This window comes from Anaeromyxobacter sp. Red801 (assembly GCF_049201065.2).
GTDB lineage: Bacteria > Myxococcota > Myxococcia > Myxococcales > Anaeromyxobacteraceae > Anaeromyxobacter.
Genome location: NZ_CM181236.1, coordinates 627,065 through 646,530, shown reverse-complemented (window position 1 = coordinate 646,530; position 19,466 = coordinate 627,065). Strand labels below are relative to the sequence as shown.

Below are 19,466 nucleotides of genomic sequence, written 5' to 3'. Positions count from 1 at the left end.
CGGGCTCTGCTAGGGACCGCAGGGTGAAGATCTACACGAAGACCGGCGACGCCGGAGAGACCGGCCTGTTCGGCGGGCCGCGGGTGCGCAAGAGCGACGCGCGGGTCGAGGCCTACGGCGAGGTGGACGAGCTGAACGCCTGCCTCGGCACGGTGCGCGCGCAGGTCGAGGACCCGGAGATCGACGCGCAGCTCGCGCGGATCCAGGACGAGCTGTTCTGCGTGGGCGCGGAGCTGGCCACGCCGCACGGCGAGAAGGCCCGCTCGGCCATCCCGGCGGTCGAGCCGCGCTGGGCGGAGCGGCTCGAGGGCGCCATCGACGCGTGGGAGGCGGAGCTGCCCCCGCTGCGCCAGTTCGTGCTCCCCGGCGGGACCCGGACCGCCGCGCAGCTGCACCTGGCGCGCTGCGTGTGCCGCCGCGCCGAGCGCCGCGTGGTGGCGCTCGCCGCCGAGGCGGAGGTCTCGCCGGTCGCGCTCGCCTACCTGAACCGGCTCTCCGACTTCCTGTTCGTGGCGGCGCGCGTCGCGAACCACCGCGCGCGCAAGCCGGAGACCGCCTGGGACCCGCGCCGGGAGAGGTGACGCCGTGGCCGACCGCATCGCGCTGGTGACCGGGGCCGGGGTCCGCGTCGGCGAGGCGATCGCCCGCGGGCTGGCGCGCGACGGGTGGACCGTCGCCGCGCACTACCGCACGCACCGCCCGCGCGGCTTCGCCTCCGCGCTGCAGGCGGACCTCGCCGCCGCCGACGGGCCGGCCCGGCTCGCGGCCGCGTTCCGCGCCCGGCACCGCCGCCTCGACCTGCTGGTGAACAGCGCCTCGGTGTTCGACGCGCTCCCCCTCGCCGGCACCGACGCGGCGGCGTTCGACTCGCAGATGGACCTGAACGCGCGGGCGCCGCTCCTGCTGGTCCGGGCGCTCGCGCCCCTGCTGGCGCGGTCGCGCGGCTCGGTGGTGAACGTCGTGGACGTGGGCGGCGGGCTGGTGCCGTGGAAGGGCTACGCCGCCTACGCGGCGTCGAAGGCGGCGCTGGCGCGGCTGACCGAGTGCCTCGCGCTCGAGCTGGCGCCCCGGGTGCGGGTGAACGGCGTGGCGCCCGGCACCGTGCTCTGGCCGGAGCACTACCCCGCGGCGCGCCGCCGCGCCCTCACGGCGCGCATCCCGCTCGGAAGGCCCGGCACGCCGGAAGACGTCGCGGCCGCCGTGCGTTATCTCGCGGACGCACCGTTCGTGACCGGCGCCGTGCTGCCGGTGGACGGGGGCCGCCACCTGTCGGGGCGCGCCGGCTGAAGGACGGTAAAAGCCCTGTCGGTGCGGGCCCAACCGCGCGTTGAAGCGCCCAACCCTCCCTGTTAGACTCCTTGCGCCACGTCAACGAGGGCGCGTCCCTCGATGGAGAACTCGAAGAAATGGAAGCCACCACCGTCGTCGCCCCGACCGCGCTCTCCCCCGACATGGGGATCCCGAACTTCGTCAGCCTGACCTCGAAGGCGATCGAGATGGTGAAGGACGCCATCGCGCGCGAGGGCCTCGCGGGCTACGGCATCCGCGTCGGCGTCATGGGCGGCGGCTGCGCCGGGTTCCAGTACTCGATGGACTTCGAGAAGGACCCGCGCGACGGCGACATCTCGCTCGAGCAGGAAGGCATCAAGCTCTACGTCGATCCGATGAGCTCGATGTACCTCCAGGGCGTGACCATCGACTACGTCGTCGGCCTGCAGGGCGCCGGGTTCAAGTTCAACAACCCGAACGCCCGCACCACCTGCGGCTGCGGCTCGTCCTTCTCGTACTAGGCATTCGCCTCGCCGGCCCGCGTGGCCGGGCGGTGCGCGCGGGCCGGAGGGGAGACCCTTCGGCCCTTCGCGTCTGGAGGAAGCGATGCTCGTGGTCCGCCACGCGGTGGTCGGCCCGTTCGCGGCGAACTGCTGGCTCGCCGCCTGCGGGCGGACCGGCGAGGCCGTGCTGGTCGATCCCGGCGCCGAGGTGCACCGGGCGCTCGCGCTCACCGGGCCCTCCGGCTGGCGCATCACCCGGATCTTCTGCACCCACGGTCACATCGACCACGTGGGCGGCGGCGCCGAGGCCCGCGCCGCCACCGGCGCGCCGCTGCAGATCCACGCGGCCGACGACGCCTGGCTCGAGGCGCTGCCCCGCCAGGCCGAGATGTTCGGCTTCGACCCGGTGGAGGCGCCGCAGGTCGATCACCACCACGTGGACGGCGAGGCCTTCCGGGTGGGCGACTGCGAGGCGCAGGTGATCCACACGCCGGGGCACAGCGCCGGCTCGTGCAGCCTGTGGTTCCCCGGCGAGCAGGTCCTGTTCACCGGCGACACGCTCTTCGCCGGGTCGGTCGGCCGGACCGATCTCCCCGGCGGCGACTTCGACGCGCTGGAGCGGTCGATCAAGGACCGCCTGTTCCCGCTCGGCGACGCGGTGCGCTTCCACCCCGGCCACGGGCCGTCCGGCACGCTGGGCGAGGAGCGCCGCGCCAACCCGTTCGTCGGCGAGTCGCCGCGGCGGGGGCGGTTCATCTAGCGTCCGCTACGACATGCTCACCACGCCCATGATTTCTGGCCGGCGTCCACGTGGAGGATCTCGCCGGTCACGTTGCGGGCGAGGTCCGAGCACAGGTAGAGCGCGGCGCGGGCGCAGTCGTCCTGCTCGATGTTCCGGCGCAGCGGCGTCTTGTCGGCGTTCTCGCCGAGCATGGTGCGCATGCCCTTGATGCCGGCCGCGGCCAGCGTCTTGAGCGGGCCGGCGCTGATGGCGTTCACCCGGATGCCCTCCTGCCCGAGGTCCTCGGCCAGGTAGCGCGTCGAGCACTCCAGCGCGGCCTTCGCGACGCCCATCACGTTGTAGTTCCGGACCACCTTCTCGGCGCCGTAGTACGTGAGGCACACGATGGAGGCGCCCGGCTTCATCATGGGCTTGAACGCCCGGGCCAGGCCGATGAGCGAGTAGGCCGACACGTCGAGGGCGATGCGCCAGGTCTCGCGGGTGGTGACGTCGGTGAACCGGCCGTCGAGCGCCTCGCGCGGCGCGTAGCCGATCGAGTGCACCAGCACGTCCACCTGCGGCCAGATCTTGCCGATCTCGGCGGCGGTGCGCGCGATGTCCTCGTCCTTCGCGACGTCGCAGTCGAGGATGGCCTTCGCGCCGGCCTGCTCGGCCAGCGGGCGCACCCGCTTGCCCATCGCCTCGCCGGGATAGGTGAACGCCAGCTCGGCGCCCTCGGCGCGGAACGCCTCCGCGATGGCCCACGCGATGGACCGCTCGTTCGCGACGCCGGTGATCAGCGCGCGCTTGCCCTTCATGAGCCCGCCGAGCGGGAGGTGGGCAACCGCGGTCTCGTTCTGCTCGCTCATCCTTGAGCTCCTCTGGCGCGGACCGCCTCGAGCGCCTGGGTCAGCTCGCTCACCGCGTGTCCGTCCTGCTTGCGGGTCGCCACGGCGACCCCGTCCTGGTAGGCCTTCGCCGCCTCGCCGTCACGCCCCAGCGTCTCGAGCACCTGCCCGAGCATGAGGTAGGTCGGCACGTAGTCCGGAACGCGGCGGGCGAGCTCGCGGAACTCCTGCGCCGACTCCTCGCCCTGGCCCGCGGAGCGCAGGGCCATGGCGAGCGAGTAGCGTGCGAAGGGGTCGTCCGGGCTCTTCTCGACGAACTTGCGGAACGTCTCGAGCCGCTGCTCCGGGGTCATGAGCCGGCCGTTTTAACCCGGATCACCCATGGGTTCCAGCGCTCCGCGCTAGACTCGACGCATGGCGTCGGTCCGCATCGCCGGCTGCACCGGGGCGCTCGTGGCGGGCGGCAAGGCCACGCGCATGGGCGGGCTCCCGAAAGGGCTGCTCCGCGTGGACGGCGAGCCCATCGCCGCCCGCGCGCTGCGCCTGTTCCGTGCGCTGTTCGACGACGCCTTCGTCGTCGCGAACGACGCGGCGCCGTACGCGGCGCTCGGCGCGCGCGTGATCCCCGACGCCCTCCCGGGCAAGGGCGCGCCGTCGGGCGTGCACGCCGCGCTCGCCGCCGCGTCCACGGAGTGGGTCTTCACCGCGGCGTGCGACATGCCGTTCCTGGCCGAGGCGCCCATCGCGTTCCTGGCCGGGCTGCGGGCCGGCGCGCCGGCGGTGGTGGTGCGCTGGGGCGGGCGGCTGCAGCCGCTGCACGCGCTCTGGTCGCGCGCCTGCGTGCCGGTGCTCGAGGCGGAGCTGCGCGCCGGGGATCCCTCGCTGCAGGGGCTGGCGCGGCGGGTGGGCGCGCGGATCGTCGAGGAGGCGGACTGGCGCGCGGTGGATCCGCTGGGCCGCGCGTTCGAGAACGCGAACACGCCCGAGGACGCGGCGCGGCTCGGGCTCTCGCGCTGACCGCGCGCGCGGCAGACCTAGCCCGCCAGCCAGCGCACCAGCAGCGTGGCGACGACCGCCGCGGCGAGGCAGCCCAGCACGGTGGCGAGCAGGTACCCGGCCGCGGCCGCGAGCCGCCCCTGCTCGAGCAGCGCGAGCGTCTCGTAGTTGAACGAGGAGTAGGTGGTGAACCCGCCCATCACGCCGGCCGCCAGGAACAGCCGCAGGTCGGGCGGGAACGCCTCGCTCTGCAAGGACGCGGTCATGATCCCGGCGAGGAGGAACGAGCCGGACACGTTCACGAGCAGCGTGCCCCGGGGGAAGTCCGGGCCGAACGCCCGCAGCGCCCAGGCCGAGGTCAGGTAGCGCGCGCCGCTCCCGAGCGCGCCGCCGAGGCAGACGAGGAGGAGGCGGGCCACGCGTCCGTTTACCGCGGCGGTGCGCTCCCGGCAACCGGGCGCGTCACTCCTTGCCCGCCGCGCGCCAGCCCTCGACGGTGAGCGCGTCGAGCTCGCGGGCGTAGGTGCCGGCGTCGAACGCGCGCCCCTCCAGCGCGGCGCTGGCCGCGTTCGCGACGAGCAGGCCGATGGCGTGCACCGCCTCGTGCCGCGGCAGCCCGCCCCGCAGGAGCCGCTCCAGCGCGCGGCGCGCCTCGGGCGGCTGGCCGCTCGCGAGCTGCGCCTCGACCACGAGGTGCAGGGCGGCGTGCAGGCGCGGCTTCGGCATGCGCGCGTGCGAGGCGAGGCCGGAGTGGTGCGCCTCGACGGCGCGGAGGCGCTCGTCCTCGTCCGCCGCGAGCCAGGCGCTCGGGTCGGGGGCGTGATCGGCGTCGTAGTCCAAGGTTCCTCCGCGGGCGGGATCCTGTCCGGGAGCGCCCGCCGGGGCAAGGCCCGCAGGGCGCGCGGGCGTGCTCCGCGATACCATGCCGCCATGCCTCGACGCATCCTCGCCGCCGCCGTCCTCGCCGCCGCCCTCGCGCTCGGCTGCCGCACGCCCGAGCAGAAGCTCCTCGACTCGCGCCGCGAGCTCCGCAGCACGCTCGACGACCTCTACGCGGACTACCGCGAGGCCGCGGCGCCGGAGGGCGGCGACGACGGCGGGGTGATCGGCCGGCTGTTCGGCGAGGTGGACCGCAGCTGGTTCGAGCAGCAGTGCCTCGCGCTCGGGCGCGGCGAGCGCCCGGTGGGGATGTCGGGGCGGCTGGAGACGTTCCTGCGCGAGCGGAGCAACGCGCGCGCCTGCCGCAAGGCGGCCGACCTCCAGCTGGAGATCGACGAGCTCGAGCGCAAGACCGGGGGGCGCGAGGCGAGGTAGCGCCGCCTCAGCTCCCCGGCAGGTGCCGCCAGACGCTCGGGTACAGCTCGCAGGGCGCGCTGCCGTCGGGGTAGCCGATGCGGCCCGCCAGCTCCTGCGCCACGCGCTCGAAGTCCATCCAGCGCGGGTCGCGGTGGTCGCGGTCGCCGATCACCGCGTGGCCGATCTCGTGCACCAGCACCGTCGCCTCGACGCAGCGGAACGTGCCGATGGACGGATCGCGCGTGGTGAGGCGGATGTCGCCGTCGAAGCAGCCGAGCGCCGTCCCCATCCCGCCGCACGCCACGAACTGCTCGTCCTGGAAGGTGACGGTCCGGTGCGCCAGGGCCTTCCAGTCGCCGCCCCAGTACTCGAGCGCGGCGGACATGGTGGACTCGAGGCGGCGCGCGAAGTCCGGGTGGTGCGCGAACGGCGCGGTGGTGTCGAGCACGACCGCGGTCTGGTGCACGACGAGGTCCGGCCCCCGACCGCAGGACGTGGACACCGTCAGCAAGAGCAGGGCTGGAATCGCGACGCGCACCGCACGCACCCCGTGAACCGTGGAGTGAAGCGTAGGCTGTGGTGCGCGGACCGGGTAGCCACTGCTACCGTGACACACGACCTCCGGACGCGATGCGGGTGCGGCAGCATGGGACGCCGCGGAGAGGTGGGACGGATCGCCGATATCGCCGGGGCGATGCGCCACGATCGCGCGGTGCGTCGCGCCGATCCGGCCGCTCCCCGATGGTCTCAGACCCGGGCGCGCACCGCGATGGCCCGGGCCGGAAGCGTGAACGCGCCGGAGGGACGCCCCAGCCGCTCCCAGCAGCCGTCGCGGAGCAGCGCCTGCCGCTCCGGCGGCTGGGCGGCCAGGTAGGCGCCCATGGGTCCGATGCCGGCGCCCAGCGAGCGCCACAGGTCGTCCTCGAAGTCGTCGTAGCGCGCCTCGACGTCCAGGGTCCCGGCCCGGAGCTCGCGGAAGCCGGCGCGCGCGAACAGCGCCTGCAGCTCGGGCAGGCGCCGGAACGGGATCCGCGCGTCGTCCGGCGCGGCGGGATCGAGCGCGATGGCCGCGTCCCAGAACGCGGTCGCGAGCGCGAGGCCGCCCGCCTCGAACGTGCACGCCGCGACCACGCCGCCCGGCCGCACCACGCGGCCGAGCTCCGCCGCCATCCGGTCCGGCTCCTTCACGAACGAGAGCACGAGCTGCGAGAGCGCCGCCGCGAACGCCCCGTCCTCGAACGGCAGCGCCTCCCCGGACGCGCGCCGCACGTCGGCGCCGGGCACGCGCGCGCGGCACGCCTCCACGAACGGCTCCGAGGGATCGACGGCCGCCACCTGCGCGGGCCCGAGCCGCTCGGCGAGCGCGGCGGCGAGGTTGCCCGGGCCGCAGCCCACGTCGAGCGCGGGCCCCTCCCCCACGCCGGCGAAGTCGAGGAAGCGCGGCGCGAGCGGCCGCGAGTAGCGGCCCATGAAGCGGTCGTAGGCCGCGGCGGGGACGGCGAAGGTCATGCGCCGAGGGAGCGCACGCGGCGGTGCGCCGTCAACCGACCTCCCCGGCCGAGCCGGCGCCTACTCCTCGTCCTCGGCCGCGACGCGGGTCCAGGGCACCGCCGCCAGCCGCTCGTACGCGATGGGCTCGCCGGTGCGCTCGCTCACGCCGTACGTGCCCGCGTCCAGCTTCGCCAGCGCGCGATCGATGTCGGCGAGCAGCGCGCGCTCGCGCTCCGCCACGCCCAGGTGGTGGGCGGCCTCGGTGGAGCGCTGGGCGACCTCCTCGGGCTCGGTGCGCTCGCCCTCCGCCGGCACGGCCTCGACCGGCGTCGCGAGCAGGCGCTGCACGCGCCTGCGCTCCGCCTCGAGCTTCCCGCGGAGCGTCTCGAGCTGCGCCCCGGTGAGCCTCCCTGCGCTGCGCACCATGACCGTCCTCCTCTCCGGCTCCCCTCGCGCGGGGGAACGTGACCAGCATAGCCTCCGGCGCCGCGTCCGCCGCGTCCCCCGCAGGCCTGCGGCATCGCGCGCCACGGCGCGCCGTCAGCGGATGCGCATGCCCGGCGGCCGCTCCGGCAGCGGGACGGGGTCCCGCTCACCGGGGATGGACGGGAACCGCCCGGCCCGCCAGTCCGCCGCCGCCTGCTCGATCCGCTCGCGCGAGCTGGAGACGAAGTTCCACCAAACGTGGCGCTCGCCGTCCATGGGCTCGCCCCCGAGGAGCAGCACGCGCGCGTCCGACGGGGCGCGCAGCACCACCGGCGCCCCCGGGCGCAGCACCAGGAGCTGCCCGGCCGGGAAGCGGGCGCCGTCCACCTCGAGCTCGCCGCTCGCCACCAGGGCCGCCCGCTCCTCCTGGTCCGCCGGGACCTCGAGCCGGGCGCCCGCCGCGAGCGCGGCGTCCACGTAGAGCGTCTCGGACAGGACCCGCACCGGCGAGCGCGCGCCGGCGAACGCCCCGGCGATCACCCGCAGGCGCACCCCGCCGTCCTCCAGCGCCGGGAGCGCCTCGGCCGCGACGTGCGCGAACGCGGGCTCGTCCTCCTCGTGGGCGCGCGGCAGCGCCACCCAGCTCTGGATCCCGGACAGCCGGCCGCCGGCGGCGCGCGCCGCGGGCGGCGTCCGCTCCGAGTGCGCGATCCCGCGCCCCGCGGTCATCCAGTTCACCGCGCCCGGCGCGATCACCTGCACCGAGCCGAGGCTGTCGCGGTGCAGCAGCTCGCCCTCGAAGAGATACGTGACGGTCGCGAGCCCGACATGCGGGTGCGGGGCGACGTCGAGCCCGTCCCCGCCGCGGAACAGCACGGGCCCCATCTCGTCGAGGAACACGAACGGCCCCACCATCCGCCGCTGCATCGCGGGCAGCACGCGCCCCACCCGCACCCCGCCGAGCTCGCGCGTGCGCGGGACCAGCACCGTCTCGATCGCCCCGTGCCGGGCCGTGCTCGCCGCATCCTCACCCATGGTCATCGTCCTCGGCTGGGGCCCCGGAATCGCCGGCTTGCGCGCCGCGCCCTCCGGGGGTTTAAGGGGCGCACATGTCCGACACCACCCCGAAGGCGCCGCGCCGGCGCCGCTGGCTCCGCGCCGCCGCCGTCCTGGGCGCGCTCCTGGTCCTCTACACCGCCTTCGGCTTCCTCGCCGCGCCGTCGCTGGTCCGCCGGATCGCGGTGAAGCAGGCGTCCGCGGCGCTCCACCGGCCGGTCGAGATCGACCGCGTGCGGGTCAACCCGCTCGCGCTCTCGGTCACGGTGGAGGGACTGCGGGTGAAGCACGCGGACGGCGCGCCGTTCGCGGCGTGGGACTCGCTCTACGTCCGGCTCGCCCCGCTCCGCCTGCTCGCCGGCGACCTCGGCTTCGCCGAGATCCGCCTGGTGCGCCCGGCGCTGCACGTCGGCCTCGACCCGCGCGGCGCGCTCACGTTCGAGGACCTGCTGGCCGGCGACGCGAAGGCGGCGGAGCCGGGCGCCCCCGCGGCCCCGGAGAAGGAGGGCGGCGGGCTGGGGCTCTCCATCGGGCGGCTCGCGGTGGAGGAGGCGCGGGTGGTGTTCCGCGACGCCACCCGCAAGCCCGCGTTCGAGACCACCCTCGGCCCGCTCACCGTCCGCCTGGACGCCTTCCGGACGCGCGGCGGCGGCGACAGCCCGTACTCGTTCACCGGCACCACCGAGTCGGGCGAGACGTTCCGCTGGACCGGCACGGTCCGCAGCGCGCCGCTCCGCTCCTCGGGCACGCTCGCGTTCGAGCGGATCCAGCTGCCCAAGTACGCGCCCTACATCCACGACGAGGCGCCGGTGGACCTGGCCGAGGGCGTGCTCGACCTCGAGACCGCCTACGAGCTGGCGTGGGGCGCGGACGCCCGCGTGCTGCGCACCTCCGGCGGCAAGCTCACCGTGGAGCGCCTCGCGCTCGCGCCGCGCGGCGAGGCCGACGCGCCGGTGCGGCTGCCGCGGGTGGAGGTCGCCGGCATCCAGGTGGACGCGCTCGCGAAGGAGGCGTCGGTCGCGACCGTGGCGGTCCGCGGCGGATCGGTGCGGGCCCGCCTGGAGCAGGACGGCAAGCTCGAGCTCGCGCGGATGGCGCCGCCGCCCTCCCCCGCGTCGCCCGAGCCGTGGAGGTGGTCGGTGGGCGCGCTGGCGGTCTCGGGCCTGGCGGTGGAGCTCGAGGATCGCTCCACGGCGCGGCCGGTGCGGCTGCCGCTCACCGACGTGGCGGTGACCCTGGACGGGATCCGCCCCGGCCCCGAGACGGCCTGCCCGCTCACCGCCTCGCTCGCCTGGAACGGCAGCGGCCGGCTCGCGGTGAAGGGCGAGGTCCGCCCGTTCGGCGACCGCGGCACCCTCGCGCTGGAGGCGGAGGCGCTGGACCTCGTGCCGCTCGCGCCGTACCTCGACGCGTCGCTGGTGGCGCGGCTCACCGGCGGGCGCGCCGGCGCGAAGGCGACGGTCGGCTACGACCTCGGGGGCAAGGCGCCGCGCTGGACGTTCGCCGGCGACGTGCGGCTCGACGCGCTCGCGGTGGCGGAGGCCGGCAACGAGGACCTGCTCCGGTGGAAGGCGCTGGAGGTGACCGGCATCGACGCCGCCTCCACCCCGCCGCGCGCGACGGTGCGCCGGGTGCGGCTCCTCGAGCCGCGGGTGAAGGCCTACGTCTGGGAGGACGGCGCCACCAGCGTGGCGCGCGCGCTCCCGCCGCCGCCGGCCCAGCCGGCGCCGGCCGGCCCGGCGTGGCAGACCGCCATCGGCAGCGTGGAGGTGGTGGGCGGGCGGCTCGCCATGGTGGACCGCTCGGTGACGCCCGCGGCGGTGGTGAACCTGACCGGCGCGCAGGCGACGGTGACGCGGCTGTCCTCGGACCCGAAGGTCCGGTCGAGCGTGGACGTGCGGTTGCAGGTGGAGGGCGCCTCGCCGGTGCGCGTCACCGGCACGCTCAACCCGCTGCAGAAGGAGGCGTACACGGAGCTGGTGGTCGCCTCCGAGGGCGTGGACCTCTCGCCGCTCGGCCCCTACGCCGGCAAGTTCCTGGGCTACGGGCTGCAGAAGGGGAAGCTCGACCTCGATCTCAGGTACACGGTGGTGAACCGCGCGCTCACCTCCACCAACGTGGTCCGCGTGAACCAGCTCACGCTGGGCGACCGGACCGACAGCCCGGACGCGACCAAGGTCCCGGTGCGGCTGGCGCTGGCGCTCCTGCAGGATCGCGAGGGCGTGATCCTGCTCGACGTGCCGGTGGAGGGGAACCTCGACGACCCCGAGTTCCGCCTCGGCAAGGTGATCTGGCGCACCATCCTGAACGTGCTCGTGAAGGTGGCCACCTCGCCGTTCACCGCGCTCGCGTCGCTGGTGGGCGGCGGCGAGGCCGACCTGTCCATGATGGAGTTCACCCCGGGCACCGCCGAGCCGCTGCCGGCCGCGAAGGAGCGCATCGCGCTGCTGGCGCGGTCGCTCGGGCAGCGGCCCACGCTCGGCCTCGAGCTGGAGGGCTCCGCCGACGCGGCCCAGGACGGCCCCGCGCTGCGGCGCGCCGCGCTGGAGCGCGCGCTCCGCCGCGCCAAGGCCGAGACGCTCCGCGCGGCCCCGGCCAGCCTCGACGAGGTGACGCTCGGCGCCGAGGAGCGGGTCCGGCTGGTGAAGGCGGCGTACCACGCGGCCTTCCCCGCCCCGCCGCCGGCGGCGAAGGGCGAGGCCGCGCCGGCGCCCGCGCCGCAGGAGATGGAGGAGCGGCTCGCGGCGGCGGCGCAGGTGCCGGACGACGCCTACCGGGCGCTCGCGGCCGAGCGGGCGCAGCGCGCGCGGGAGGCGCTGCTCGCGGCCGGCCTGGACCAGGCGCGGCTCTTCCTCGCGCAGGGCGGCGAGCGCGCCCGCAAGGAGGGCGGCGCGCGCGTCTACTTCAGCGTGCGCTGACCCCCGGCGCCAGGGGACCCTACAGCTCGACGGCCCAGTCCGCGGCGCTCGGGGCGACGCCGCCCTGGATCACCCAGGAGACCTGGAACGCCCAGCCGGCCTCGCGCACCGGGCCGCTCGCGTCGGCGGTGGCGTGCCGGAGGTGGCGGCTGACGTCCACCGCCACCGCGTGGGCGCCGAGGATCCGCACCGACCCCCGCGCGCCCAGCTCGGCGATGCGCTCGTCGCCGGCCACCTCGCCCTCGCCGAAGATCAGGTACTGGCGCGCGACCACGCCCAGGCGGGCGCGCGTCCCGGCCACGAGGTCGAGGCCGGCGAGCGCCTGCGCGCCGGGGCCGATCCGGTAGTCGCGCCCCTTGCCGTCGTCGCCGCGGTCCACGCTGCCGGCCGCGCCGAGGATCACGGCCGCGCCGACGAGATCGCCCTCCAGCGCGAGGCCGCCGCCCAGGTCGGCGCGCGCGCTCGCGCCCGCGCCGAGCGCGCTGGTGGAGACGCGGAAGCGCTGCGGGGTGTCGAAGTCGAACAGCAGGAAGAGCCCGTACAGCCCGCGCGCCGGCGCCGCCTCGAAGCTGCGGCCGGCGAGGAGCCCGCGCGCCCGCACGGTCGCGTCCGGGTCGCGCGCGAAGCCGTAGCGCGCCTCCAGCACGAAGTGGTCGAACGGCTTCTCGAGCGCGAGCTCGGGATCGCCCGGCAGGCCCCAGGCGAAGTCGAGCCCCACCCCGCCGCCCCAGGTGCCGCGGTCGCCGGTGGCGTCGCCGGTCGCGCCGCCCATGGCGAGCGCCCAGCGCGACGAGGTGGCGCGCTCCGGGCGCGTCGGCCCGAGCAGGCGCCGGTTCACCGCGCCCATGGGCGAGAGCACCGCCGCGGCCACGCCGTTCCAGGTCCCGCCCTCCGCGCGCAGCGCGTCGGAGAAGCGGCCCAGGATCTCGCCCAGCACCATGCCGGCCACCGTGGTCGTGACCTGGTCGTTGCGCGAGGGCCGCTCCGTCTCGCCGGCGATCTCCCAGAGCCCGCTCGCCGCGAACGCGTACGCCGACGAGACCCAGAAGCCCTGGCCGGCCGAGCGCGCCGCCGAGAAGGCCCAGGTGCCCTGGTACGGGTGGCCGAACTGGTTCACCCAGAACTGGTCGTCGTCGAGCACCCAGCGGCTGCGCAGGTTGCGGCCGATCGAGTCGCCGGAGATGTCGGCCCACGGGGCCGCGCCCACCCAGCGGTTCCACCCCATCATCGCCAGGTTCACCGAGAGCGACTCGACCGCCGGCACCGTCCAGCGCGACGCGGCGCCGCGGCGCGGGAGCGGGTCGTGCCAGGCGTCCTCCGGCAGCGTGCCCACGCCCGGCCCGGCCTCGCGGGGCGGGATGCGCAGGTCCGGCAGGCCGGCCGCGAGCGCCTCGCGGTGCGCGGGCGCCAGCCCGGCCGCCGCGACGCCGCGCGGGGTGCCGCCGGGCGCCGGCGGCTTCAGCCCCGCCCGGCCCTGCACGGCCGGCGACGCGGCCGCGGCCGCCTCCGCCGCCGCGGCGGCGAGGGGGGCGGCCAGCCAGGCGAGCGCGGCGACGAGGGCGACGGGGTGGAGAGGCTTCTGCACGACCGCGGCCAGTGCAAGCGGGCTGCCGCGCGAAAAGCCGCGTGATCGCGGAGGCGTCGCCCCGGACTGTCGGAATTCCACCACCGCCGGTGAGCGCCGGTGTCGCCGCGGCGGCGGCCGCCGCTTGCGCCGCGTCAAGCGCGCGGCGGGGCCCGCTCAGCCGAGCGCGGCCTCGACGAAGTCGCCGCCCTCGAAGCGGAAGCGCCTCGCCTCGGTGACCTTGCCGCCCCGGAGGCCGAACACCAGGTACTCCGCGCCGGGCACCACCGGCACGCCGTCGGCGAGCGCGTCGGCGCGGTCCTTCGCCGAGAAGGACGCGCCCACCTCCACGTGCGAGTGCCACACCGCCACCACCTCGCCGCCCTCGGCGTCGAGCGCCTGGAGGAGCCGGAGGTGCGCGTGCGGGTCCATGAGGTAGCTGTCGCGGCTGGTCCTCGGGAATCCGAGCGGATCGTGGCGGTGGTAGCGGTCGGCGGCGTTCGGGATGGGCTCGACCTCGAGCACGCCGCGGCGGCGCACCACGAACCCGCACGCCTCGCGCCCGGGGTCCGCCTCGCACAGCGCCGCGATGCGGGCGAGCAGCGCCGCGCCGTATTCGATCTCGACGCTCACGGGCGGGCGGGCTCGGCTAGTAGCGCGGGACGGTCGGGTCGATCTCCTCCGCCCAGCGGAGGATCCCGCCCTCGAGGTTCCACACGCGCCTGAAGCCGGCCTCCTGGAGCTGGCGGACCGCCTTCGCGCTGCGCTGCCCGCTCTTGCAGTAGACGACGAGGTCGCGGGCGCTGTCGAAGGTGCGGAGCGCCTCGGCGAACGTGGAGAGGGGCGCCAGCCGCGCGCCCTCGATGCGGCCGATCTCCCACTCGTGCGGCTCGCGCACGTCCACGAGATCGAAGTCCTCGTGGCGCCGGCGGCGGGCGTCCAGCTCGCCGACGGTGATGGTCGGGACGCCGTCCGGCGGCTGCTCCGGCTCGGCCCCGCGGATCCCGCAGAACTGCTGGTAGTCGATGAGCGCCTGGATCTCGCGCGTGCCGCAGGCGGGGCAGCGCGGGTCCTTCCGCAGCTTCACGGTGCGGAACTCCATCCCGAGCGCGTCCACCAGCAGCAGCCGCCCGACCAGCGGCTCGCCCACGCCGGTGATGAGCTTCACCGCCTCGGTCGCCTGCACCAGACCGACCAGGCCCGGCAGGATCCCCAGCACCCCGCCCTCGGCGCAGGACGGCACCATGCCCGGCGGCGGCGGCTCCGGGTACAGGCAGCGGTAGCAGGGGCCGTCCGCGGTGCAGAACACGGTGGACTGGCCCTCGAAGCGGAAGATCGACCCGTAGACGTTGACCTTGCCGAGCAGCACGCAGGCGTCGTTCACCAGGTACCGCGTGGCGAAGTTGTCGGTGCCGTCCACCACCAGGTCGTAGCCGGAGAGGATCTCGAGCGCGTTCTCCGAGGTGAGCCACGCGTCGTGCGCGATGACCTTCACGTGCGGGTTCACGTCGCGGATGCGCTCGCGCGCCGATTCGAGCTTCTTGCGGCCGACGTCCTTGGTGCCGTGCAGCACCTGCCGCTGCAGGTTGGTGAGGTCCACCACGTCCGCCTCGACGATGCCGAGCGTCCCGACGCCGGCGGCGGCCAGGTAGAGCGCGTTCGGCGAGCCGAGCCCGCCCGCGCCCACCAGGAGCACGCGCGCGGCCTTCAGGCGGCGCTGCCCCTCCACCCCGACCTCGGGGATGATGAGGTGGCGGCTGTAGCGGAGGATCTCCTCCCGGGAGAGCTCGGGCAGCTCGGAGGTGGGGCGGCCGATGGACATCGCTACCCTCCGGCGATCGCGGGGACGACCACGATCTCGGCGCCGTCGGGCACCGGCGTGGCGAAGCCCTGCTGGAACCGGATGTCCTCGTCGTCGAGGTAGAACATCACGTAGGGATACGGCTCGCCCCGCGCGTCGCGCAGCCGGGTGCCGAGCTCGGGGAAGCGGCCGGCCACCTCGGCGACGACCTCGCCCACGGTGGCCCCGCGCACCTCGTGGACGGTGGTCCCGCCGGCGGCCCGGGCGAGCACCGCGGGCAGCCTCAGGGTTGCGGACATTCGTTCGTTCCTCTCGGTCCTCGCAGGCGCCGCGGGCACCCGGCGCGGACCCTACACCAACACCCCGGATCTTGCCGACCCCGGCGCGCCCGGGCACGAAGATCCACGCGCCGGGGCCGGCGGCCTCAGCGGACCTGCCGGTACATGAGATCCAGCAGCTCGTCGTACATCGCGTCGGCCTCGGGGCCGCCCGCCTGGATGGCGCTGGTGGCGCAGTGCTTCAGGTGGTTGCGCATCAGCTCGCGGCCGACCGCCCGGAGCGCCTCGTGCACCGAGGCGATCTGGGTGAGGACGTCGGCGCAGTAGCGCCCCTCCTCCACCATCCGTTGCAGGCCCCGCACCTGGCCCTCGATGCGGCGCAGGCGCTTGAGGTTCGCCTCCTTGCCGGCCGCGTCCACCGCCACCGCCCGCCCCCCGGGCCCGACGTGCTCGCCGGTGGCGCACGCGCAGGCGGCGAGCGCCGCGGTCCCCTTGCTCTCCCTCGTCGCCATCGCCTCCTCCTAGGCCCCGCGGAACCGCCGCAGGCGCAGGCTGTTCGTCACCACGCTCACGCTGCTGAACGCCATCGCCGCGCTCGCCAGCACCGGCGAGAGCATCAGGCCGAACGCCGGGAACAGCACGCCGGCGGCCACCGGGATGCCGACCACGTTGTAGGCGAACGCCCAGAACAGGTTCTGGCGCATGGTCCGCATGGTGCGCCGGGAGAGCGCGATCGCGTCGGCCACCGCGCGCAGGTCCGGCCGCATCAGCGTCACGTCGGCGGCCTCGAGCGCCACGTCGGTGCCGCTCCCCATGGCGATGCCGATCTCCGCCCGCGCCAGGGCCGGCGCGTCGTTGATGCCGTCGCCCACCATGGCCACCACGCGGCCCTCCGCCTGCAGCCGCTCCACCTCGGCCACCTTGCCCTCCGGCAGCACGCCCGCCACGACCCGCTCGACGCCGGCCGCGCGGGCCACCGCCTCGGCGCTGCGGCGCACGTCGCCGGTGAGCATGACCACCTCGAGGCCCATCCGGCGCAGCCGCGCCACCGCCTCGCGCGAGGTCGGCCGCAGCTCGTCGGCGACCGCGAGCAGGCCGGCCAGCCGCCCGTCCACCGCCGCGAACACCGCGGTGCGCCCCTCCGCGGCGAGCGCGCCCGCCTCCGCCTCCAGCGGCGCGGTCGAGACGCCCTCCGTCTCGAGCAGCGCGGCGTTGCCCACCACCACGCGCCGGCCACCGGCCAGGCCGCGGGCGCCGCGCCCGGTCACCGACTCGAACGCCTCCACCGCCGGCACCGCCGCGCCGCGCGCCGCCGCGTGCGCCGCGATGGCGGCCGCGAGCGGGTGCTCGCTGGCGCGCTCCACCGCCGCCACCAGGCCGACCAGCGCGTCCTCGCCCACCGGCGCGCCGGGCGCGAGCCGCACCTCGGTGACCGCCGGCTTGCCCTGCGTGAGCGTGCCGGTCTTGTCGAGCACCACCGTGTCCACCGTGTGCGCCCGCTCCAGCGCCTCGCCGCCCTTGAGCAGCACGCCCAGCTCGGCGCCCTTGCCGGTCGCGACCATCACCGCGGTCGGGACCGCGAGGCCCATGGCGCAGGGGCAGGCGATGACCAGCACCGCCACCGCGGCGACCAGCGCGCGGACCGCGGGCGCGGCGTCGGCGGCCACGAACCAGACCACGAACGTGGCGATGGAGATGGAGAGGACGACCGGCACGAAGATGCCGCTGATGCGGTCGGCCAGCTTCTGGATGGGCGCGCGCGAGCCCTGCGCCTCGCGCATGAGCTTCACCACGTGCGCGAGCACCGTGTCCGCGCCCACGCCGGTGGCCCGGAAGCGGAACGACCCGGTGCCGTTGACGGTCGCGCCGATGACGCGGTCGCCGGCGCGCTTCTCGACGGGCAGCGGCTCGCCGGTCAGCATCGACTCGTCCACCGCGCTCGCCCCGGAGACGATCTCGCCGTCCACGGGCAGGCGCTCGCCGGGGCGAACCACCACCACGTCGCCCTCGCGCACGTCCTCCACGGGCACGTCCACCTCGGCGCCGCCGCGCACCACGCGCGCGGTGCGGGGCTGGAGCTGCATGAGCTTGCGGAGCGCGACGGAGGTCTGCCGCTTGGCGCGCGCCTCCATGGTGTTGCCCACCAGGATGAGCGCGATGATGAGGACGACCGCCTCGTAGTACACGTCGGGCGGGACGCCGCGCGCCACGAAGAAGCCGGGCGCGACGGTGGCGGCGAGCGAGAGCAGGTACGCCGCGCCGGTGCCGACCGCGACGAGCGTGTTCATGTCGGCCGAGTGGTGGCGGAACGCGGCCCAGGCCCGCGTGTAGAAGTGGCGCCCGGCCCAGGCCATGACGGCGGTGGTGAGCGCGAGCAGCCCGTAGGAGAGCACCTGCTCCGGGATCGCGTAGAGCCAGGGCAGCGCGCGCTCCAGCACGGGATCGAGCACGCGCATGCTCCAGCTCATGAACGGGTCGGTGGGTGCGCCGAGGCCGTGGTGCGCGTGCGCCGCCATGAGCGGCATCGACGCGATCATCGCCACGGCGCCGGCGGCGAGCGCCACCAGGGCGCGGGCGCGCAGCTCGCGGAACTCCTTCGCGCGGGCGGCGTCCTGCTGCTCGAGCGCGTCGGCGCCGGGCTCGGAGAGCGCGGCGCCGTAGCCGGTCGAGCGCACCCGCTCGATGAGCGCCTCGGGCGCGGCGACCGCCGGGTCGTAGGAGATGGCGGCCTCGGCGGTCATGAGGTTGACGCTGGCGTCGAGCACGCCGGGCGCGCCGGAGAGCGCCTTCTGCACGCGCGCCTGGCAGGCGGCGCAGGTCATGCCGGAGACGTTGATGGTGACGCGCGCGCGCCGGTCGGCGGGGCTCCCCTCGACGGCGACGCCGGGAACGGCGGCGGGCTCGCGCCCGCGGACGGTGGGATCGGCGGGGCTGGTCATCGCGCGTCCTCCACCACCAGGCTGCCGCGGAGCATGCTCATGCCGCAGGTGAACTCGTAGGTGCCGGCCTTCGCGGGCGGCAGGTCTATGGTCGTCCGCTGGTGCGCGGGGAGGAACCGGCGAACGCCGAACTCCGGGATCACCACCTCCTCGGAGCAGCTCGAGTCCTCGCGCCGATCGAACACCAGCCGGGCGGGCTGCCCGGACCGCAGCCGGACGCGCGACGGCGTGTAGCCGCCCTCCACCCGGATCACGGCCTGCTGCACGCCGGCCGCCCCGACCTTCGCCTCCGAGGCGCCCTTCCGCTTCTCGGCCAGGAAGAAGTACCAGTTCACCCACGCGATGGCGGCCACGCCGCCTGCGACCACCAGCATCTCCACGAAGTCCACGATTCGCTCCCGGGGCGGTATCATACCCCCACCCCCTATTCTTTGGTGCCCGGAACATAGATAGGGGGGGGGGTATGTCAAGCCGGCCGCCTTTCCACCCCTTCAAGGCCGGCGTACCCCCGGTCCGGCGCCCCCCCGATCCGCTCCGGCGAGCGTCTGCCCGCCTGCGTATCACCGCGCCGCCGCATGCCCTCCCGGCGGGCGGCACCGGAGAACGTCATGACGTCTCGAGCTGCTGGCCTGCTGTCGTTGCTGCTCGCCCTTCCCGCGCTGCCCGCGCGCGCGGAGCACGCCACCCTCCCGCCCGACCTCGAGAAGACCGTTCGCGAGTTCGAGGCCGCCTTCGGCGCGCAGGACGCCGACCGCGTCGGCGCGCTGTTCGATCCCGAGGGCACGTTCATCAACCCCATGGGCCAGCGCGCGGTCGGGCGCGAGCAGGTCACGGCGCAGTTCCGCAACGACTTCGAGAAGGTGCTGAAGGGCGTGCACAACCAGCTCGCGGTCGAGCGGGTCCGGCTGCTGGGCGACGTCGCGCTCCTCGACGTTCGCCAGACGCTCTCGGGAGGCCACCCGCCGCCGGGCGCGCCGCGGCCGTGGGTCGCGCACGCCGTCGTGCTGGCGCGCCGGGCCGACGGCGCGTGGCGACTGCTCGACGTCCGCCCGTACTTCTTCCTTCACGGCGGCGGCCCGGGCGCCAAGACCGCCCCTCGCCCGCAGCGCAAGGCGCCGACGCCTCCGTAGCGAACGGCCGCTTCCCGCGGCCCGGTCCTCGCGGGGCCGCGTGCAGCGAGCCCCCTCCTCGCGGGTCCGCCTCCAGCGGGCCCTGTCCTGGAGGCGGGCCGCTAGGTCGGCGCTCCGGGCATTCGCGGCGGTGCTCGCTCCGCAAGGCCCGGGACGTGGAGGGATGGCCGGAACCGGGGCCGCGGGATCGATGAAGCCGACGCACCGGACGGGCCAGCCGCGGGATCGGT

23 protein-coding genes are annotated in these 19,466 nt (G+C 75.8%); 8 read left to right on the top strand and 15 right to left on the bottom strand.

Features of this window, described 5'->3' with window-relative positions; all coding sequences use genetic code 11:
• Positions 1–23 precede the first annotated feature (23 nt).
• From ACOQFB_RS02965 to ACOQFB_RS02950, 4 genes are all read left to right on the top strand, one after another.
• Positions 24–581 (top strand): cob(I)yrinic acid a,c-diamide adenosyltransferase, encoded by a 558-nt coding sequence (locus ACOQFB_RS02965; protein WP_421610390.1) that lies wholly within the window; start codon positions 24–26, stop codon positions 579–581.
• Between the two features lie 4 nt (positions 582–585).
• The gene (locus tag ACOQFB_RS02960; protein ID WP_059437629.1) at positions 586–1,287 is read left to right on the top strand and encodes an SDR family oxidoreductase; all 702 of its coding nucleotides are present in this window, start codon (positions 586–588) and stop codon (positions 1,285–1,287) included.
• Between the two features lie 119 nt (positions 1,288–1,406).
• Positions 1,407–1,790, top strand: coding sequence for an iron-sulfur cluster insertion protein ErpA (gene erpA / locus ACOQFB_RS02955; protein WP_082100221.1), 384 nt, complete (start codon positions 1,407–1,409; stop codon positions 1,788–1,790).
• A gap of 85 nt (positions 1,791–1,875) precedes the next feature.
• Positions 1,876–2,532 (top strand): MBL fold metallo-hydrolase, encoded by a 657-nt coding sequence (locus ACOQFB_RS02950; protein ID WP_059437628.1) that lies wholly within the window; start codon positions 1,876–1,878, stop codon positions 2,530–2,532.
• A gap of 17 nt (positions 2,533–2,549) precedes the next feature.
• On the opposite strand, the gene ACOQFB_RS02945 is transcribed toward ACOQFB_RS02950, so the two are convergent.
• Positions 2,550–3,362, bottom strand: a complete 813-nt coding sequence (locus tag ACOQFB_RS02945; protein WP_494492447.1) for an SDR family oxidoreductase — start codon at positions 3,360–3,362, stop codon at positions 2,550–2,552.
• Positions 3,359–3,694, bottom strand: coding sequence for a hypothetical protein (locus ACOQFB_RS02940; RefSeq protein ID WP_421610391.1), 336 nt, complete (start codon positions 3,692–3,694; stop codon positions 3,359–3,361). Before ACOQFB_RS02940 ends, ACOQFB_RS02945 begins: the two co-directional genes overlap by 4 nt.
• Before the next feature lie 61 nt (positions 3,695–3,755).
• Here ACOQFB_RS02940 and mobA point away from each other — a divergent pair, with 61 nt between their 5' ends.
• Positions 3,756–4,358, top strand: a complete 603-nt coding sequence (gene mobA / locus ACOQFB_RS02935; protein ID WP_421610392.1) for a molybdenum cofactor guanylyltransferase — start codon at positions 3,756–3,758, stop codon at positions 4,356–4,358.
• A gap of 17 nt (positions 4,359–4,375) precedes the next feature.
• Here the strand turns inward: mobA and crcB are convergent, their stop codons facing one another.
• Positions 4,376–4,756, bottom strand: a complete 381-nt coding sequence (crcB, locus tag ACOQFB_RS02930; protein ID WP_059437624.1) for a fluoride efflux transporter CrcB — start codon at positions 4,754–4,756, stop codon at positions 4,376–4,378.
• Positions 4,757–4,799: 43 nt separating this feature from the next.
• Positions 4,800–5,177 (bottom strand): DUF1841 family protein, encoded by a 378-nt coding sequence (locus ACOQFB_RS02925; protein ID WP_421610393.1) that lies wholly within the window; start codon positions 5,175–5,177, stop codon positions 4,800–4,802.
• A 90-nt stretch (positions 5,178–5,267) separates the two neighbouring features.
• On the opposite strand from ACOQFB_RS02925, the gene ACOQFB_RS02920 reads away from it, so the two are divergent.
• Positions 5,268–5,651, top strand: a complete 384-nt coding sequence (locus tag ACOQFB_RS02920) for a hypothetical protein (RefSeq protein ID WP_421610394.1) — start codon at positions 5,268–5,270, stop codon at positions 5,649–5,651.
• 7 nt (positions 5,652–5,658) lie between these two features.
• On the opposite strand, the gene ACOQFB_RS02915 is transcribed toward ACOQFB_RS02920, so the two are convergent.
• The 4 genes from ACOQFB_RS02915 to ACOQFB_RS02900 all read right to left on the bottom strand — a co-directional run bounded on the left by ACOQFB_RS02915 (position 5,659) and on the right by ACOQFB_RS02900 (position 8,585).
• Positions 5,659–6,099 (bottom strand): hypothetical protein, encoded by a 441-nt coding sequence (locus ACOQFB_RS02915; protein ID WP_494492446.1) that lies wholly within the window; start codon positions 6,097–6,099, stop codon positions 5,659–5,661.
• 281 nt (positions 6,100–6,380) lie between these two features.
• Positions 6,381–7,142, bottom strand: coding sequence for a class I SAM-dependent methyltransferase (locus ACOQFB_RS02910; RefSeq protein WP_059437620.1), 762 nt, complete (start codon positions 7,140–7,142; stop codon positions 6,381–6,383).
• Positions 7,143–7,202: 60 nt separating this feature from the next.
• Positions 7,203–7,550 (bottom strand): TraR/DksA family transcriptional regulator, encoded by a 348-nt coding sequence (locus ACOQFB_RS02905; protein ID WP_421610396.1) that lies wholly within the window; start codon positions 7,548–7,550, stop codon positions 7,203–7,205.
• Between the two features lie 114 nt (positions 7,551–7,664).
• A complete protein-coding gene (locus ACOQFB_RS02900; protein WP_421610397.1) occupies positions 7,665–8,585 on the bottom strand; it encodes a pirin family protein in 921 nt (306 codons plus the stop codon).
• A gap of 74 nt (positions 8,586–8,659) precedes the next feature.
• Between ACOQFB_RS02900 and ACOQFB_RS02895 the strand changes: the two genes are divergently transcribed.
• Entirely contained in the window at positions 8,660–11,524 is a 2,865-nt protein-coding gene (locus ACOQFB_RS02895; RefSeq protein WP_059437617.1) for a DUF748 domain-containing protein, read from the top strand.
• A gap of 19 nt (positions 11,525–11,543) precedes the next feature.
• Here the strand turns inward: ACOQFB_RS02895 and ACOQFB_RS02890 are convergent, their stop codons facing one another.
• The 7 genes from ACOQFB_RS02890 to ACOQFB_RS02860 form a co-directional block, all read right to left on the bottom strand.
• Entirely contained in the window at positions 11,544–13,109 is a 1,566-nt protein-coding gene (locus ACOQFB_RS02890) for a DUF3943 domain-containing protein (protein WP_421610398.1), read from the bottom strand.
• A 156-nt stretch (positions 13,110–13,265) separates the two neighbouring features.
• Positions 13,266–13,721 carry a M67 family metallopeptidase gene (locus tag ACOQFB_RS02885; RefSeq protein WP_059436601.1) on the bottom strand — a complete coding sequence of 152 codons (456 nt, stop codon included), beginning with the start codon at positions 13,719–13,721 and terminating at the stop codon, positions 13,266–13,268.
• A gap of 16 nt (positions 13,722–13,737) precedes the next feature.
• Positions 13,738–14,910, bottom strand: a complete 1,173-nt coding sequence (moeB, locus tag ACOQFB_RS02880; RefSeq protein ID WP_059436600.1) for a molybdopterin-synthase adenylyltransferase MoeB — start codon at positions 14,908–14,910, stop codon at positions 13,738–13,740.
• 2 nt (positions 14,911–14,912) lie between these two features.
• Positions 14,913–15,188: a MoaD/ThiS family protein gene (locus ACOQFB_RS02875; protein WP_059436599.1), complete on the bottom strand. Its 276-nt coding sequence runs from the start codon at positions 15,186–15,188 to the stop codon at positions 14,913–14,915.
• A gap of 125 nt (positions 15,189–15,313) precedes the next feature.
• Entirely contained in the window at positions 15,314–15,679 is a 366-nt protein-coding gene (locus ACOQFB_RS02870; protein ID WP_421610399.1) for a metal-sensitive transcriptional regulator, read from the bottom strand.
• A 9-nt stretch (positions 15,680–15,688) separates the two neighbouring features.
• Entirely contained in the window at positions 15,689–18,106 is a 2,418-nt protein-coding gene (locus ACOQFB_RS02865; RefSeq protein ID WP_421610400.1) for a heavy metal translocating P-type ATPase, read from the bottom strand.
• Positions 18,103–18,495, bottom strand: a complete 393-nt coding sequence (locus ACOQFB_RS02860; RefSeq protein WP_421610401.1) for a cupredoxin domain-containing protein — start codon at positions 18,493–18,495, stop codon at positions 18,103–18,105. Before ACOQFB_RS02860 ends, ACOQFB_RS02865 begins: the two co-directional genes overlap by 4 nt.
• A 219-nt stretch (positions 18,496–18,714) precedes the next feature.
• Between ACOQFB_RS02860 and ACOQFB_RS02855 the strand changes: the two genes are divergently transcribed.
• A complete protein-coding gene (locus ACOQFB_RS02855) occupies positions 18,715–19,236 on the top strand; it encodes a YybH family protein (RefSeq protein ID WP_059436595.1) in 522 nt (173 codons plus the stop codon).
• Positions 19,237–19,466 lie beyond the last annotated feature (230 nt).

Coding starts and splice junctions, on each gene's coding strand:
- erpA (WP_082100221.1), top strand. CDS start 1,407: ATGGAAGCCACCACCGTCGTCGCCCCGACCGCGCTCTCCCCCGACATG.
- ACOQFB_RS02950 (WP_059437628.1), top strand. CDS start 1,876: ATGCTCGTGGTCCGCCACGCGGTGGTCGGCCCGTTCGCGGCGAACTGC.
- ACOQFB_RS02945 (WP_494492447.1), bottom strand. CDS start 3,362: ATGAGCGAGCAGAACGAGACCGCGGTTGCCCACCTCCCGCTCGGCGGG.
- ACOQFB_RS02940 (WP_421610391.1), bottom strand. CDS start 3,694: ATGACCCCGGAGCAGCGGCTCGAGACGTTCCGCAAGTTCGTCGAGAAG.
- mobA (WP_421610392.1), top strand. CDS start 3,756: ATGGCGTCGGTCCGCATCGCCGGCTGCACCGGGGCGCTCGTGGCGGGC.
- ACOQFB_RS02920 (WP_421610394.1), top strand. CDS start 5,268: ATGCCTCGACGCATCCTCGCCGCCGCCGTCCTCGCCGCCGCCCTCGCG.
- ACOQFB_RS02910 (WP_059437620.1), bottom strand. CDS start 7,142: ATGACCTTCGCCGTCCCCGCCGCGGCCTACGACCGCTTCATGGGCCGC.
- ACOQFB_RS02905 (WP_421610396.1), bottom strand. CDS start 7,550: ATGGTGCGCAGCGCAGGGAGGCTCACCGGGGCGCAGCTCGAGACGCTC.
- ACOQFB_RS02900 (WP_421610397.1), bottom strand. CDS start 8,585: ATGGGTGAGGATGCGGCGAGCACGGCCCGGCACGGGGCGATCGAGACG.
- ACOQFB_RS02895 (WP_059437617.1), top strand. CDS start 8,660: ATGTCCGACACCACCCCGAAGGCGCCGCGCCGGCGCCGCTGGCTCCGC.
- moeB (WP_059436600.1), bottom strand. CDS start 14,910: ATGTCCATCGGCCGCCCCACCTCCGAGCTGCCCGAGCTCTCCCGGGAG.
- ACOQFB_RS02875 (WP_059436599.1), bottom strand. CDS start 15,188: ATGTCCGCAACCCTGAGGCTGCCCGCGGTGCTCGCCCGGGCCGCCGGC.
- ACOQFB_RS02870 (WP_421610399.1), bottom strand. CDS start 15,679: ATGGCGACGAGGGAGAGCAAGGGGACCGCGGCGCTCGCCGCCTGCGCG.
- ACOQFB_RS02865 (WP_421610400.1), bottom strand. CDS start 18,106: ATGACCAGCCCCGCCGATCCCACCGTCCGCGGGCGCGAGCCCGCCGCC.
- ACOQFB_RS02855 (WP_059436595.1), top strand. CDS start 18,715: ATGACGTCTCGAGCTGCTGGCCTGCTGTCGTTGCTGCTCGCCCTTCCC.